Here is a 14,079-nt window from a genome sequence, read left to right as displayed (position 1 = left end):
AACTTTCAGGGTCCGGAAAGCGTGCGGGAGGTGCTGACGTGCACGGAAGCGGTACGGGAAGTGAAGGCCGGGCCACCGCCGGAAGTGGTGTGGACCAGGAATTCCTGGCCCTCGAACGGGAGCTGGCGGTCTTTCTGCGCCGCGCCCGCGCCCAGTCCGGCGAGATGGCCCGCGAGGTCCACCCCGAACTGGAACCCGCGGCCTACGGCCTCTTCGTACGCCTCGACGACGCCGGACCCCAGCGGGCCACCGAACTCGCCGGGTACTTCGGTGTCGGCAAGGCGACGATGAGCCGCCAGCTCCGGGCCCTGGAGGACCTCGGGCTCGTCGCCCGGGACCCCGACCCCGCCGACGGCCGCGCCTCGCTCGTCCGTCTCACCGAGGAGGGCCGCAGCCGCTTCCGCAGCGTCCGCGACGCCCGGCGCGAACGCTACGTCCGCAAACTCGCCGACTGGGACCGCGCCGAGGTCGCCGAACTGGCCCGCCTCCTGAACCACTTCAACCTCCGCTCGGAGGGGTGACGGGTCGAGGCTCACCGCCCCGGCAGCTCCGCGTACGCCGCCGTCGCGTCGTCGTGCAGCTTCCAGCGCCGCGCGCCGCCGGCCCGTGCGTCCGCCGCCTCCAGGGCCCGCACCCGGCGGAGCAGGCCGGCCGGGCCCTCCTTCCGCAGGACGCCGAAGCAGTCCGTCCAGTCGCCCTCGCCGAACAGCTCCACCCAGCGGCTCGCCCCGTCGGAGAGCGCCGCCAGGGCCCGCACCTCCGCGCGGGGCGCCGTCCCGGTCACCGCCCGCGCGGCCACCTCCGGGTCCGCCGCCGCGGTGAAGAAGCCGCCCTCCCGGTTCCGCAGCCGGTCCGTCGCCTCCAGGGAGCGCAGCACCTCGGCCGGCACCCGGTCGAGCCGGTCGTCGAGCACGGCCCGCACCGTCCCGTCCGGGGACTCCAGGAGGAGTACGGAGTCGGAGAGGACGAGGTGCTCGACCGAGGTCTCGTCCCAGCGGGCGAGGACCACGGTCGCCTGAGGTGTTCGCACGTGAGAAAGGTCACAGGTGTCGCGATGGGCGTCCGCGGTGCGCCGGATTGCCAGCGACAGGATCTCGGACAGGGGCATGTCCCGGCGGGAACCGGACAGTTCGGTCAAAGCCCCGCCCAGTCGCGCGGTGAACCAGGGGACCGTGTGCACGCAACCGTCATCACCGGCGGGAGGTGTGACGCCGTCGAGCAGGACGAGGGTCCCCCCGCTGCCCGAGGCGGGCAGAACAGCGGCCACCCAGTCCTCGTTGGGGCGTTCGGGGCTGCCGGGAAGAGAGGCGACTTCGCTGCGCATGCCTTCCAGTGTGCCCGCCGCCGCGCATTCCCCCCTGAACTCCTTCACCGGACCTGCAAACGGCCGGAAAAGGCCTGTACCAAGCCCGCAGAAGCGGTGCGAGAGGCGGAAGGGTTACCTCCGGGAAACTGCGGGCGCGCATCCTGCCAAAGCCTGCCCGGAAGATCCAACCGGCGCCCCGTGCGAGCCCCCGGAACCCACCTCCGCGAGTTGTCCGCCAACTACGGAGTGTTGTTCACTCGTTCGGGTGGCGGAGCGGCCGATGCCCGTCCCCCTGCCGGAAGCGCTGGAATGGTCGGAAGCCGTACCAGGGGTGGGGGTGCTCCTTAGTGACCGGCCGTCACCTCTGCTTCATCGGCGGACGAATCAAGAATGCGAGCACCGGTGCAGAAGAAGCGGCCTCGGAGCAACAACGGCACGCAGAGCCAGACCCCCGGTGAGCCGCAGGCCCCCGCCGGCCGGCCCAAGCGCGTCCGCAACCGGCTGGTCGCCGGCGTCGCCCTGGTGAGCGTCACCGTCCTCGCCGCCGGAGCCCCCGCGGTCCTCGCCGCCTCCGCCGAGCTCACCGAGTCCCAGCGCCTGGTCACCCTCGCCGAACTCGACCGGCAGGCCGTCACCCTCGCGCACTCCCTCGCCGACGAGCGCGACGAGGTCGTGGCGTACATCGCCGCCGGCCGCGAGAACCAGAGCGGCGACGCCAAGCACAAGCGGCAGATCACCGACGCGCGCTCCACCCGCGTCGACCGCCAGATCGACGAGATCCGGCCCGCCGCCCCCGCCGAACTCCGCCGCGAACTCGCCGGAGTCCCCTCCGTCCGCCGCACCGCCCTCACCGGCAAGGGCACGGCCCTGGAGGCCCACAAGGCGTACTCGGACGTCATCGCCAAGCTCCAGGCCCTCGCCGACGAACTCGCCGACAAGACCCCGGCCCGCGCCTCCGACACCGCGCTGACCGGGGCCACCCGCGCCCCCGCCGCCCTCGGCCGCGCCGTCGAACAGGCCTCCGCCACCCGCGGCCTGCTCCTCGGCGCGCTCTCCGTGCCGCAGCCCGAGCCCACCGGGGACGTCCACTACGACCCCCAGACCGGCACCTACGTCGCCGACGAGCCCGAGGGCGCGGCGGAGGCCGACCGGGCCCGCGACGGCCTCACCGCGGCCGCCCAGCAGGCCCGCGTCCGCGAGCTCGCCGCCCTCGGCGACTTCGACCAGGCCACCGGGGCCACCGCCCGCGACTCCCTCGCGGCCACCGTCACCGGCCCCGACGTCAAGACCGCCGAGCTCGCCCTCGCCAGCCTCACCGACCAGCCCAGGCTGACCGAGGCCGAGCGCGGCACGGACCCGGTCGCCCTGGACGCCGCGCTCTCCGCCCGTATCGAGCAGATGCGCGGCGTCGAGTCCGCCCTCGCCACCGAGCGGGTCGAACGCCTCGCCGCCCTCCGCGACGACGACGTCACCGCCCTCGAACTGCGCCTCGCCTACCTCGGCGGCTGCCTCCTCGTCGCGATCGGCATCTCCACCTACGTCGCCCGCACCCTCACCCGGCCGCTCGCCGTGCTCCGCCTCGGTGCCGCCCGACTGGCCGCCGCCCCCGAGCCGCACACCGAGGAAGCGGTCCGCTTCACCGGCCGCAACGACGAGTTCGCCCAGGTCGTCCGCTCCCTCAACGCCCTCCACGGCAAGCTCGCCGGCCTCGCCGCGCAGACCGAGCGGCTCACCGACGAGCGCGAGGACCTGGCCGCCGCCAAGGACGCCGTCGGCGCCGAACTCGCCGCCCAGCGCGCCGACCTCCAGGGCCGGGTCGCCCTCCTCACCGCCGACCTCGAACGGCTCAGGAACAGCGTCCACCACACCTTCGTCAACCTCTCGCTGCGCAGCCTCGGGCTCGTCGAGCGGCAGCTCGGCGTCATCGAGAAGCTGGAGGAGCGCGAGCAGGACCCGGACCGCCTCGCGACCCTCTTCAAGCTCGACCACATGGCGACCGTCATGCGCCGCCACAGCGAGAACCTCCTCGTCCTCGCCGGACACGAGCACGTCCACGGCCACGCCGGGCCCGTTCCGCTCGTCGACGTGCTGCGCGCCGCCGTCAGCGAGATCGAGCGGTACGAGCGGGTCACCATCCAGTCGCTGCCGCCGCACGCCCAGATCGCCGGCTTCGCCGCGGACGACCTGAGCCACCTGGTCGCGGAGCTCCTGGAGAACGCCACCTCCTTCTCGCCGCCCGACGCCGAGGTCCAGCTCTCCGGCTGGCTCCTGGAGAGCGGCGAGGTGATGCTCTCCGTGCAGGACGCGGGCATCGGCATGACCGCCTCCCGGTCCGCCGAGCTCAACACGCGCCTCGCCGAGGCCGACCCGGAGGCCTTCGAGGGCGAGGGGCTCGGCATGCGGGTCATCGCCCTGCTCGCCGCCCGCCACGGCGTCCGCGTCGAGCTGCGCGAGCAGCAGCAGGGCGGCACGGCCGCCGTCGTGGTCCTGCCCCTGCCCCTGCTGCCGACGACACCGCCGACGGCCGTGTCGGAGCCGGTACGGGTCGTGGGCGCCGCGCCCGTCATCCAGCTGCCCGGCTCGGTCGCGGAGGCCAACTCCAACACCCTGCCGTCCCGGAACCGCGACCCGCTCGTGGAGGCGGCGGAGGCGGCGTTCCTGGCGGCGGAGGCGGCGGAGACTCAGGAGACCGGGTACGCCCCGGAGCCCGAAGAGGCGTACGCCCCCGAGCCGGAGGCCCCGCACGCACCGGAGCCCGCGCCGGAGGAGCCGTACGAGCCGGCCCCCCTCGGGGAGTCCGTCTCCGAGACCACGCTCCAGGTCCGGCTGCCCGACCCGCCGCCCGAGCCGGACACGCACGAGCGCGCCGCCGACGACGAGGAGACGGCCCGGCCCGAGGCGCCCGCCGCCGACGCGACCACCGCAGACGTGCCCGGTCCGCGCCCCGCGCAGTGGGAGCGGGTCACCGACAAGGGCCTGCCCAAGCGCACTCCGCAGGTGGTCCGCCAGCCGGCCGCCGCCACCACGCCCCGCCGGGGCGGCGTGGACGCGGAGGCGCTGCGGCGCCGGCTCGGCGGCTTCCACCAGGGCGCCAAGGCGGGGCGCCGGGACGTGGAGGCGGAGCTGGACACGGCTCGCGCAGAGGCCACACAGACTGCACGTACAGGGGAGAAGACGGGGGACACAGTCGAGGAGGCACGCAGTTGACCGCGACGGGAACGTTCGGACTGAGCACGGAAGCCCGCAACCTGCAATGGCTGCTGGGGAATCTGGTGGAGGAGGTCCCGGGTGTCCGCTCGGTGGCCGTCGTCTCCTCCGACGGCCTCATGCTGCTCTCGTCGGATCCGGCCACCCAGCAGGCCGCGACGGCCGCCGACGGCCCCGGCCGTCCCGGCGGGCCGCGCGGCTCCAGCGCCGATCTGGCCACCATCGTCTCCGGCATCGGCAGCCTCACCATCGGGGCGGCCCGGCTGATGGACGGCGGCGGGGTCAAGCAGACGATGGTCGCGATGGACGAGGGCAGCGTCTTCGTCATGTCGATCAGCGACGGCTCGCTGCTCGGCGTGCACGCCACGCCCGACTGCGACATGAGCGTCGTGGCGTACCACATGGCGCTCTTCGTGGGCCGCGCCGGTCACGTACTCACCCCCGAAGTCCGCAGTGAGCTGCGCAAATCGATGGAGAGCACCCAGTGACGGCCATGTCCTCAGCCCACGGGTTCAAGCTGCCGGTACGAGGGGAGAACCGCCGCCCCGCGCGCGTGCGCCCGTACTCGCTGACCGGCGGCCGCACCCGATTCGGGCACATCCTGCTCGTCGAGACCTTCGTGGCGGCGCTCGAAGCGCCCGCCGCCCGCAAGGTCCTCACGGACGGCGGGCCCGCCGTCCGCGGGCTGATGCCGGAGATGCGGGCCATCGTCGAGATCTGCCGCCGGATGCGGACGGTCGCGGAGATCTCGGCGCTTCTGAAGATGCCGTTGGGGGTCGTCCGGGTGCTGCTCAGCGACCTGGCCGACCAGGGAAAGATCCGTGTGTACGGGACCGGTCACGGCACCGGCCAGCCCGACCGCGCGCTCCTCGAAAGGGTGCTGAGTGGACTCCGTCGTCTCTGACGCCACCGCCGTCTCCGAAAGCCCGGCGGTCGCCGGCATCCCCGCGCAGCCGGGGCCCGAGGGTCCGGTCCCGGACACCGAAGAGGGCGCCCAGGACTGGCAGCTCGACCACTCGCGCGCCCCGATCGCGACGAAGATCGTCGTCGCGGGCGGCTTCGGCGTCGGCAAGACCACCTTCGTCCGCGCCGTCTCGGAGATCACCCCGCTCCAGACCGAGGCGCTGATGACCCGGGCGAGCGAGGACACCGACGACCTCACCGCCACGCCGGACAAGCTCACCACCACGGTGGCGATGGACTTCGGCCGGATCACGCTCGACAACGACCTGGTGCTGTACGTCTTCGGCACGCCGGGGCAGCAGCGCTTCTGGTTCATGTGGGACGACCTGGTGCGGGGCGCGATCGGGGCGATAGTCCTCGCCGACACGCGCCGGCTCACCGACTGCTTCCCGGCGCTCGACTACTTCGAGAGCTGCGGGCTGCCGTACATCGTGGCCGTCAACCACTTCGAGGGCACGGAGCTGTTCGAGGCGGACGACGTACGGGAGGCCCTGACCGTGCCCGCGCACGTGCCCGTGGTGATCATGGATGCGCGCAAGCGGTACAGCGTCGTCGAGACCCTGCTCGCGATGGTCGCGCACGCCCTCGAAGCCACGCCCGAATAGCCGGCCCAGAACCGCCCTCCCCACAGCTCACCGTCGCCAGGAGCACCACCCATGCGGAAGATACTCATAGTCGGCGCAGGCCAGTCCGGCCTGCAGCTCGCCCTCGGACTCCAGTCGCAGGGGTACGAGGTCACCCTCATGTCGAACCGGACGGCGGACGAGATCCGTACCGGCCGGGTCATGTCCACCCAGTGCATGTTCGACACCGCCCTCCAGCACGAGCGCGACCTCGGGCTGAACTTCTGGGAGTCCCAGGCCCCGCGGATCGAGGGCCTCGGCGTCTCCGTCGCGGGACCCGAGTCCGCCCGCGTGATCGACTGGGTCGGCCGGCTCGGCGGATACGCCCAGTCCGTGGACCAGCGCGTGAAGATGGCCGGCTGGATGGACACCTTCGCCCAGCGCGGCGGCCAGCTGGTGATACACGGCGCGGCAGTCGGCGACCTGGACTACTTCTCCCGCAGCTACGACCTGGTGCTCGTCGCGGCCGGCAAGGGCGAGCTGGTCTCCATGTTCGGCCGGGACGCCGCCCGTTCGCCGTACAGCGAGCCGCAGCGCGCTCTCGCCGTCGCGTACGTCCACGGCCTCGGCCCGCGTCCCGAGCACCCGGAGTTCGACGCGGTCCGCTGCAACATCGTGCCCGGTGTCGGCGAGCTCTTCGTCATGCCGACGCTGACCACCGGCGGCCGTGCCGACATCCTCTTCTGGGAGGGCGTCCCCGGCGGCCCCGTCGACGCGTTCAAGGGCGTCAAGGACCCCTCGGAGCACCTGGCGCTGACGCTGGAGCTCATGGAGAAGTTCCTGCCCTGGGAGTACGCGCGCGCCACCAAGGTCGAGCTGACCGACGCGGGCGGCACCCTCGCCGGCCGGTACGCGCCGACCGTCCGCAACCCCATCGGCCGCCTCCCCGGCGGCGGCCTGGTCCTCGGCGTCGCCGACGTCGTCGTGGCGAACGACCCGATCACCGGCCAGGGCTCCAACTCGGCGTCCAAGTGCGCCGCCGCGTACCTCGCCGCCATCGTCGAGCAGGGCGACAAGCCCTTCGACGAGGAGTGGATGCAGGGCGCCTTCGACCGCTACTGGAACACGGCCCAGCACGTCACCAAGTGGACGAACGCGATGCTGGCGCCCCCGCCGGAGCACGTCCTGAACCTGCTCGGCGCGGCCGGCGGGCTCCAGCCCGTCGCCGACCGCTTCGCCAACGGCTTCAACGACCCGGCGGACTTCGAGAACTTCTTCTTCGACCCGGAGAAGACGTCCGCGTACCTGGCCGAGGTCTCCGCCGGCTAGTGCCCCGACGGCCGGCGCCCGCGCGCCGGCCGTCGAAATCCGGTCGATCCGGCGCGTACCCGTGTTCGATCATGAGGCATGCCCCCGACACAGACCCTCGCCCGCGTGGACGCGGACCTGGCCGCCGGCCGTGTGCCGATGGCGCGCCAGCGCCTGCGCGGTCTCGTCTCCTCCTTCCCGTACGACCTGACCCTCCGCCGCCGGCTCGCCGGGGTGTACCGGCTGTACGGGGACGCGGCGGAGGCCGGGCGCTGGATGTATCTCGAAGAGGACCGGCGTACGGACGAGACGGCCGCCTTCGAGGAGCGGTACGGGTCTCCCGCGTGGCGCATGAAGGCCCTCGCGTGGCGCGGCCCCGAGGCGCTGGCCGCCACCCCGTTCGCCGAGCGGCAGCTGGCGGAGGTGCGGACGGCCCGCGCCGGGGAGCTGGGGCGGCCGGTCGACTGGGACGACCCCGCCTCCTACGACGAGGACGCGGACGGGCAGCGCGCGCCGGACGCCGACGGGTGGACGGCCGGCGGCGTCGCCGCGGGCGTCGGCTGCCTGGTCGGGACGATCGCCTTCGGCTGGGTCTGGGTGCTCGGCGTCATCTCCCTCTTCAGCGACTGACGGCCCTGCTCCGCGCGCCGGACGGCGAGCGGGGTCAGGAGGCCGGTCAGGGCGAAGAGGGCGCCCACGGCGAACCAGCCGGGGCGGCCCCAGCCGATGCAGAGAGCAATGAGGAGACCGGGTCCGAGGGCCTCGGAGAGACCGGCGCCGAGGCCGAAGACGCCCAGGTACTGGCCCGTGGCGTGGGGCGGTGCGAGGGCGTACGAGACCTCGAAGCCGCCCGCCGCGTGCCAGAGTTCGCCGGCCGTGTGGACGACCACGGCGGCGAGCAGCAGGGCCACGGCCACCGCCACGGATGTCCCGGCGGAGAGCGGGACGAGGGCGCAGGAGACGAGGAAGGCCGCTCCGGCGCGCCGGTAGGCCCGGCCGCCGGCCCGGGGCGAGTCGATCCCGCGGCTCGCCCGCACCTGGAGGCCGACGACGAGGACCGTGTTGGCGAGCATGGTGCCGGAGACCAGCCAGTGCGGGGCGGCGGTCGAGCCCACGAGCCAGAGCGGGATCGCGACCGTGAGCACCTTGAACTGGACCGCCATGACACCGTCGAGCGCGGTGAGCGCCAGATACGGCCGGTCCCGCAGCGCGATCCACCGGGGGCCGCGGGCGACGGGCGCGGGCGCGACGGGCGGCAGCAGGAGCAGGACGGCGGCGGAGGCCGCGAACGCGAGCGCGTTCCCGGCGACCAGGACCCGGTAGGCGCCGAGCGTGCCGACCTGGACCGCCCATCCCGCGAGGAGGGCGCCGAGGGAGATGCCGACGTTGGTCACGGCGCGCAGATAAGCGCGGAAATCCTGCGGCCGGTCCCCTCCGTAGTGCCGGACGAGCGGCGCCCGGGCGGCGAGGCCGGCCGCTTTCGCGCCGGTCGCCGCGGAGACGGCGAGCACGAACGGCCAGAAGCTGTCGGCGAGGACGAAGGCCGCCGTGGCGAGCGCCTGCACCGCCAGGGTGGTCACGAAGACCCCGCGCGCCCCGCACCGGTCCGCGAGGTGGCCGACGGCGATCCCGACGGCGAGCGAGAGGAGCCCGGCGATGCCGAGCCCGAGGCCGACGGTGGCGGCCGGGAGGTGCACGGCCTGGGTGAAGTACAGCACTCCGGCGGTCAGGAAGAGGCCGCTGCCGACGGCATTGACGAAGTTCGAGGCGGCGAGCGCGCGCTGGGGCCGGGTGTCCGGCAGCAGTCGGGGCATGACGGGGCTCCGCTCCGGGACAGGCGGTCGGAAGTCTGTAAGGACCCGTCAAGCTTGTTGCATATTACGTGCAAGAGCAAGAGGTGTGCGGGGAAAGGGAGTTCAGTTCTTGTCGTAGCCCTCGTCCCCGCCGTCCCTCGCACCTGCCGGAAGCGCGGGCGGGGTGTACGTCTCCAGGGCCCTGCCCTCCGGATCGGGCCGTACGGCCCCGAGCACCGGGTTCGCCGCGAGCGGGGAGACCTTCACCCTGCCGCCGGGGCGCGGGGCCTGCACCACCAGGCCCCCGCCCAGGTAGAGCGCCACATGGGTCGCGCCCGGGAAGTAGACCACCAGGTCCCCGGGGCGCAGCTCGGACAGCGGCACCCGGGGCAGGGTCGCCCACTGCTCCTGGCTGGTCCTCGGCAGCTCCCGGCCGGCCGCCGCCCACGCCTGCTGCGTCAGCCCCGAGCAGTCGTACGCCTCCGGGCCCTCCGCCCCCCACTCGTACGGCTTGCCGATCTGCCCCACCGCGAAGCGCAGGGCCTCCGCCCCCGCCCGCGACGGGGTGCGCACGCCGTCCAGGACCCCGGAGTCGAGCAGCTCGCGCTGCGCGCCGGCGGTCTGGACGCGTTCGAGCGCGGTGAGCCGGGACAGCTGGTCCGGCGACAGGGCGGCGAGCAGCTTCTCGACCTCCTGGAGCTTGGCCCGCACCTCGTCGCGCCGGGTGCGCTGCGCGGCCGCGAGCCCCTGCTGCCGGTCGAGCGCCTTGCGGGAGGCGATCGCGAGGCTGCCGGCCTGCCGCTCGGCCCGGGTGAGCCGCGAGATGGCACCGGCCCGGTCGCGGGCCGCGCGGGCCATCAGATGCCCCTCGTCCAGGGCCGACTGGGGGTCCGCGGCGAAGAGCAGCCCCAGGTACGAGGGGAACGAGGAGGGATCGGACCTGCCCTGGTACTGGTCCCGGGCGATCCGGCCGGCCGCCGCGCGGCCCTCCGCGAGCGCGGTCCGGGCGGCGGTGAGCCGGGCGGTGACCTTCCTGGTGTCGGCGGCCTGGCGCTTCAGGGCCTCCTCGGCGGCGTTGTACTTCTCGGTCGCCGCCTCGGCCTGCTGGTACAGCGTCCGAAGCCGGGTGAGCAGCCCGCCGACGGAGTCCCCGCCGGGGGGCGGGAGGGCTGCGGCGTCGTCGTCCTCGGCGGTGCCGTTCGCGGGGGGAGCGGCCGTGACGGGGGGAGGGGTGGCGGCCGGGGCGACGGGATCCGTACTCGTACCGGCAGGCGAGACGGGATCCGTACCGGTACCCGAAGGTGCGACCGGATCCGCGCCGGGAGCCGTACTCGTGCCCGCAGGCGGCGCGGGGGCCGCGGCCGTCACGCCCGGCGTGCCCGTATCCACCGGTCCCACCGGTTCCGCCGCCGGGTCGGCCCAGGCGATAGGGGCCCCTGTCGGCGGGTCCACCGGAGGGGGGTCCGGGGCGGCGCCCGCCGCCGGGAGGACTCCCGTGAGGGCCGTCACCGCGGCGAGCGCCCCCGTGCAGACCGTGCGCAGCAGCCTTCGCGACACGTCATCACCTCCACGGGGATGATGACGGGTCACTTCATCTGATTACCGTACGAATCGGGGCGTGCCCTCGCGCGTCACTCGTTCGGCCCCGGCCCCGGCCCCGGCCCCGGCGTCGGCTTCGACCACGGCCACTTCAGCTCGCGCCGCTCCCGCCCCTCGGGGGCGTACTGGTAGACCCAGCCGCGCTGGAGCCCGAGCCGCTTCGTGTATCCCGAGGGCTCGCGCCGGTAGGTGTACAGGGTCGGCGGACGCCCGTCGTGCGCCGGGACCGGGATCTCGTACCACTTCGGCGGGTTGCCGGTCGGTCCGACCAGGATCGGCAGGACCCGGCCGTCGAGGGGGCCGCCGCGGAAGGGGGTGTTCTCGCTCTTCACCCCCACAGTCTCTCCCGGTCCAGGGCCTCACAGCAGGTGGGCCGCCTCGCCCGCCATCGGGATCACCCGGCGGGCGAGCGCCGCCACCGGCCCCTCGGGGGTCTCCTGTGCGAGGAGCCGCCTCACGGCCTCCGCCGTCTCCGGGTCGCCCGCCGCGGTCGCCGCGAGCAGGGCGACGAGATGGTCGACGAGCCACTCCCGCAGCTCCCGGGCCGGCGGCCGCTTCTCCTCGTCGAGCCAGATGAGCGAGGCGGCCTCGACGGCCGCGATCCACGTCCGGACGAGCATGCCGAGCCGGGGGCCCGGCCGCTCCACCCCGAGGTGGACGAGGATCTGCCCGGCGGCGGCCCGCCGCACCTCGTCCACGATCGCGGAGGTCCGGGAGGTCTCGGCGACGCTGCCGCCGCGCAGCAGGGCGCTGAACCCGGTGTCGTGCTCGTCGACGAAGGCCAGGTAGCGGTCGAGCACCCGGCCGAGCCGCTCGGTGGGCGGCCCCTCCGGCGGTTCGGTGAAGCAGCGGTTCAGGGCGTCGGCCGAGGAGCGCAGGGCCGCCTCGTACAGCTGCTGCTTGCCGCCGGGGAAGTAGCGGTAGACGAGGGGCCGCGAGACCCCGGCCGCCTCGGCGACGTCGTCGAGCGAGACGTCCTCGGGCGCCCGGTGGGCGAAGAGCTCCTGGGCGGTGTCGAGGAGCTGCCCGCGCCGCTCCTCGACGCTGAGCCTGCGGTACGCGGGGGTGGCGGCGCTCGTCATGCACCGCAGCGTATCCGCGGAGCGGATCGCTCGGGCGCCGGGGCGACAAAGCCTTGTGCGCGACTTGTTGACGATCCGTCTACCACCGTGTGAGCCTGCTGGAAAAGGACGGAAGGAGTCGCCAGTGTCGACGCACGACCTCTACGTGAACGCCCCGGCCGGACCCGTCTGGGAGGTCCCCGCCGCCGGTTCCGCCCGCTTCTCCTGGGACTACGACGACGGCCGCGAGCGCCTCCTCGCCCTCTACCAGAAGGGCAAGGACAAGCAGTGGGACGGCGCGACCCGGATCGACTGGGGCATCGAGGTCGACCCGTACGACCCGCTCGGCACCCCCGACGAGGTCCTGACGCTCCACGGCACCCGCCACTGGGCGAAGATGACCGAGAAGGACAAGGGCGACCTGCGCCGGCACTACGCCTCCTGGCAGTTCAGCCAGTTCCTCCACGGCGAGCAGGGCGCCATGGTCTGCGCCGCCCGGATCGTCGAGTCCGTCCCCGACCTGGACGCCAAGTTCTACTCGGCCACCCAGACCATGGACGAGGCCCGACACGCCGAGATCTACGGCCGCTTCCTCCACGAGAAGATCGGGATGCTGTATCCGATCAACGACAACCTCCAGGGCCTCCTCGACGACACCCTGCGCGACTCCCGCTGGGACATGCCCTACCTCGGCATGCAGGTCCTCATCGAAGGCCTCGCCCTCGCCGCCTTCGGCATGATCCGCGACACCACCGACAAGCCGCTGCCCAAGCAGATCCTCGCGTACGTGATGCAGGACGAGGCCCGGCACGTCGCCTTCGGCCGGATGGCCCTGCGCGACTACTACCGGCAGCTCGGCGACGCCGAACTGCGCGAGCGCGAGGAGTTCGTCATCGAGGGCTGCTATCTGATGCGCGACCGGCTGCGCGGGGTCGAGGTCCTGGAGAACTTCGGCATCCCGAAGAAGGAGGCGGAGGAACTCAGTGAGCAGAGCGAGTTCCTGCACCTCTTCCGCAAGCTCCTCTTCAGCCGGATCGTCCCCTGCGTCAAGGACATCGGCCTCTGGGGCGAGCGCCTCCAGAAGGCCTACCTCGACATGGGCGTCTTCGACCTCGGCGACTCCAACCTGGACCTGCTGATGACCCAGGACGAGGAGATCGCGGAGGCGCTGGACCGCGAACGGTTCGCGACGGAGGAGTCCGAGCGGGTCGCGGAGGTGGAGGCCGCGATCGCTGAGGGGTCGGCGGGGGAGTAGGAGTAGGGGCGGGGGTCGTCATACGGGTGACGTAGCGTGCTCGTCATGACCATGCCGCCATCGCCGACCCCGCCGCCCCACCAGCCGTACAGCGGGCCCGTACCGCCCCCGCAGCAGCCGGGCGCGTACGGAGTCCCGCAGCAGCCCGGTGCCTTCGGCGCCCCGCAGGGCTACCCGCCGCACGGTGTTCCGCCGCAGGGGGTTCCCCCGCAGTACCCGGGGCCCGGCGCGCCGGTCTGGGGGCAGCCGCCCATGGGGCCGCCGAAGAAGAAGCTGTCGGCCGCGGCGATCACCGGCATCGTCGTCGGATCCCTGGTCCTGGTCGGCGGTCTCGGCTACGCGGCCAAGGCCGGGCTCGACGGCGTCACCGGCTCCTTCCCCGAGGCGACGCACAAGCTCGTCGTCCCCAAGACCCTCCTCGCCGAGCGGTACACCCTGGTCTCCGACCTCTCCGACACCCAGGGCAAGGAGATCGAGAACACCCCCGACTTCACCGTGAAGGACGCCCAGGCGGCGGTCGGGCAGTACCGCGGCGAGAACCAGGCCACCCTCGTCCTCTCCGGGATGTACGGCCGCATCAAGAACCCCGGGGCCACCCGCGCGTCCATCCTCCGTGGCGCCGCCACGGACGAGGGCTCCACGCTCGTCGTCCGGCCCAGGAACTTCACGCCCGCCGGATCCGGAGTGACCGTCAGCTGCCAGGTCACCACGTCGAAGAGCGCGCTCGGCACGACCACGCTCCCCATGTGCGCCTGGGGCGACGACAACACCGCGGCCGCGATCGCCCTCGTCACCGCCGAGTCGGCCACCGCCGACCCGAAGGACGTCGACCTGGCCGAGCTCGCCGAGACCACGGTCAAGATCCGCGCGGAGATCCGCAAGCCGATCGGCTGACGCACGTGGAGGGGGCGGGATATTGGATCCACGGTCCAGGATCCAATCTCCTGGCTACGGGATATTGGATCCGCGATCCAGGATCCAGCTCCTTGACTACGGGGTATCGGATCCGCGATCCGCGATCCAG

Annotated in this window: 13 protein-coding genes and 1 pseudogene; 9 read left to right on the top strand and 5 right to left on the bottom strand. The window is 73.4% G+C overall.

The window, feature by feature from the left end:
• Window positions 1-38 precede the first annotated feature (38 nt).
• Window positions 39-521, top strand: a complete 483-nt coding sequence (locus ACFYX3_RS00460) for a MarR family winged helix-turn-helix transcriptional regulator (protein ID WP_116158854.1) — start codon at window positions 39-41, stop codon at window positions 519-521.
• Window positions 522-532: 11 nt separating this feature from the next.
• On the opposite strand, the gene ACFYX3_RS00455 is transcribed toward ACFYX3_RS00460, so the two are convergent.
• Window positions 533-1,324 (bottom strand): hypothetical protein, encoded by a 792-nt coding sequence (locus ACFYX3_RS00455; protein WP_389006665.1) that lies wholly within the window; start codon window positions 1,322-1,324, stop codon window positions 533-535.
• A gap of 372 nt (window positions 1,325-1,696) precedes the next feature.
• Between ACFYX3_RS00455 and ACFYX3_RS00450 the strand changes: the two genes are divergently transcribed.
• From ACFYX3_RS00450 to ACFYX3_RS00425, 6 genes are all read left to right on the top strand, one after another.
• Window positions 1,697-4,513, top strand: coding sequence for a nitrate- and nitrite sensing domain-containing protein (locus ACFYX3_RS00450; RefSeq protein ID WP_389006662.1), 2,817 nt, complete (start codon window positions 1,697-1,699; stop codon window positions 4,511-4,513).
• Window positions 4,510-5,001: a roadblock/LC7 domain-containing protein gene (locus ACFYX3_RS00445; RefSeq protein WP_116158852.1), complete on the top strand. Its 492-nt coding sequence runs from the start codon at window positions 4,510-4,512 to the stop codon at window positions 4,999-5,001. Before ACFYX3_RS00450 ends, ACFYX3_RS00445 begins: the two co-directional genes overlap by 4 nt.
• Before the next feature lie 5 nt (window positions 5,002-5,006).
• On the top strand, window positions 5,007-5,417 hold the full coding sequence (locus ACFYX3_RS00440; RefSeq protein WP_116165313.1) for a DUF742 domain-containing protein: 411 nt from the start codon (window positions 5,007-5,009) through the stop codon (window positions 5,415-5,417).
• Window positions 5,398-6,081: an ATP/GTP-binding protein gene (locus tag ACFYX3_RS00435; protein ID WP_389006657.1), complete on the top strand. Its 684-nt coding sequence runs from the start codon at window positions 5,398-5,400 to the stop codon at window positions 6,079-6,081. Before ACFYX3_RS00440 ends, ACFYX3_RS00435 begins: the two co-directional genes overlap by 20 nt.
• A 51-nt stretch (window positions 6,082-6,132) precedes the next feature.
• Complete coding sequence (locus tag ACFYX3_RS00430; protein WP_376589685.1) at window positions 6,133-7,368, top strand: styrene monooxygenase/indole monooxygenase family protein; 1,236 nt, start codon at window positions 6,133-6,135, stop codon at window positions 7,366-7,368.
• Between the two features lie 78 nt (window positions 7,369-7,446).
• Entirely contained in the window at window positions 7,447-7,977 is a 531-nt protein-coding gene (locus tag ACFYX3_RS00425) for a DUF6584 family protein (protein WP_389006653.1), read from the top strand.
• A 317-nt stretch (window positions 7,978-8,294) separates the two neighbouring features.
• Here ACFYX3_RS00425 and ACFYX3_RS00420 read toward each other — a convergent pair.
• The 4 genes and pseudogenes from ACFYX3_RS00420 to ACFYX3_RS00405 all read right to left on the bottom strand — a co-directional run.
• Window positions 8,295-9,161: pseudogene (locus ACFYX3_RS00420) on the bottom strand (MFS transporter); the annotation flags it as partial.
• Between the two features lie 102 nt (window positions 9,162-9,263).
• Window positions 9,264-10,697, bottom strand: coding sequence for an NlpC/P60 family protein (locus tag ACFYX3_RS00415; protein ID WP_389006650.1), 1,434 nt, complete (start codon window positions 10,695-10,697; stop codon window positions 9,264-9,266).
• Window positions 10,698-10,771: 74 nt separating this feature from the next.
• Window positions 10,772-11,071, bottom strand: coding sequence for a hypothetical protein (locus ACFYX3_RS00410; protein WP_389006647.1), 300 nt, complete (start codon window positions 11,069-11,071; stop codon window positions 10,772-10,774).
• A gap of 27 nt (window positions 11,072-11,098) precedes the next feature.
• A complete protein-coding gene (locus ACFYX3_RS00405; protein ID WP_389006644.1) occupies window positions 11,099-11,821 on the bottom strand; it encodes a TetR/AcrR family transcriptional regulator in 723 nt (240 codons plus the stop codon).
• Between the two features lie 124 nt (window positions 11,822-11,945).
• Between ACFYX3_RS00405 and ACFYX3_RS00400 the strand changes: the two genes are divergently transcribed.
• The gene (locus ACFYX3_RS00400) at window positions 11,946-13,055 is read left to right on the top strand and encodes a ferritin-like domain-containing protein (protein ID WP_389006641.1); all 1,110 of its coding nucleotides are present in this window, start codon (window positions 11,946-11,948) and stop codon (window positions 13,053-13,055) included.
• Window positions 13,056-13,100: 45 nt separating this feature from the next.
• Window positions 13,101-13,949 (top strand): hypothetical protein, encoded by an 849-nt coding sequence (locus ACFYX3_RS00395; RefSeq protein ID WP_389006638.1) that lies wholly within the window; start codon window positions 13,101-13,103, stop codon window positions 13,947-13,949.
• Window positions 13,950-14,079: the final 130 nt, after the last annotated feature.

It is taken from the genome of Streptomyces sp. NPDC002463, from assembly GCF_042889835.1.
In the GTDB taxonomy this organism is placed as follows: Bacteria; Actinomycetota; Actinomycetes; order Streptomycetales; family Streptomycetaceae; genus Streptomyces; species Streptomyces nymphaeiformis.
The sequence above is the reverse complement of the archived record's forward strand: the minus strand, read 5'-3'. Positions and strand labels throughout refer to the sequence as shown.

Coding starts and splice junctions, on each gene's coding strand:
- ACFYX3_RS00425 (WP_389006653.1), top strand. CDS start 7,447: ATGCCCCCGACACAGACCCTCGCCCGCGTGGACGCGGACCTGGCCGCC.
- ACFYX3_RS00455 (WP_389006665.1), bottom strand. CDS start 1,324: ATGCGCAGCGAAGTCGCCTCTCTTCCCGGCAGCCCCGAACGCCCCAAC.
- ACFYX3_RS00440 (WP_116165313.1), top strand. CDS start 5,007: ATGTCCTCAGCCCACGGGTTCAAGCTGCCGGTACGAGGGGAGAACCGC.
- ACFYX3_RS00450 (WP_389006662.1), top strand. CDS start 1,697: ATGCGAGCACCGGTGCAGAAGAAGCGGCCTCGGAGCAACAACGGCACG.
- ACFYX3_RS00430 (WP_376589685.1), top strand. CDS start 6,133: ATGCGGAAGATACTCATAGTCGGCGCAGGCCAGTCCGGCCTGCAGCTC.
- ACFYX3_RS00405 (WP_389006644.1), bottom strand. CDS start 11,821: ATGACGAGCGCCGCCACCCCCGCGTACCGCAGGCTCAGCGTCGAGGAG.
- ACFYX3_RS00395 (WP_389006638.1), top strand. CDS start 13,101: ATGACCATGCCGCCATCGCCGACCCCGCCGCCCCACCAGCCGTACAGC.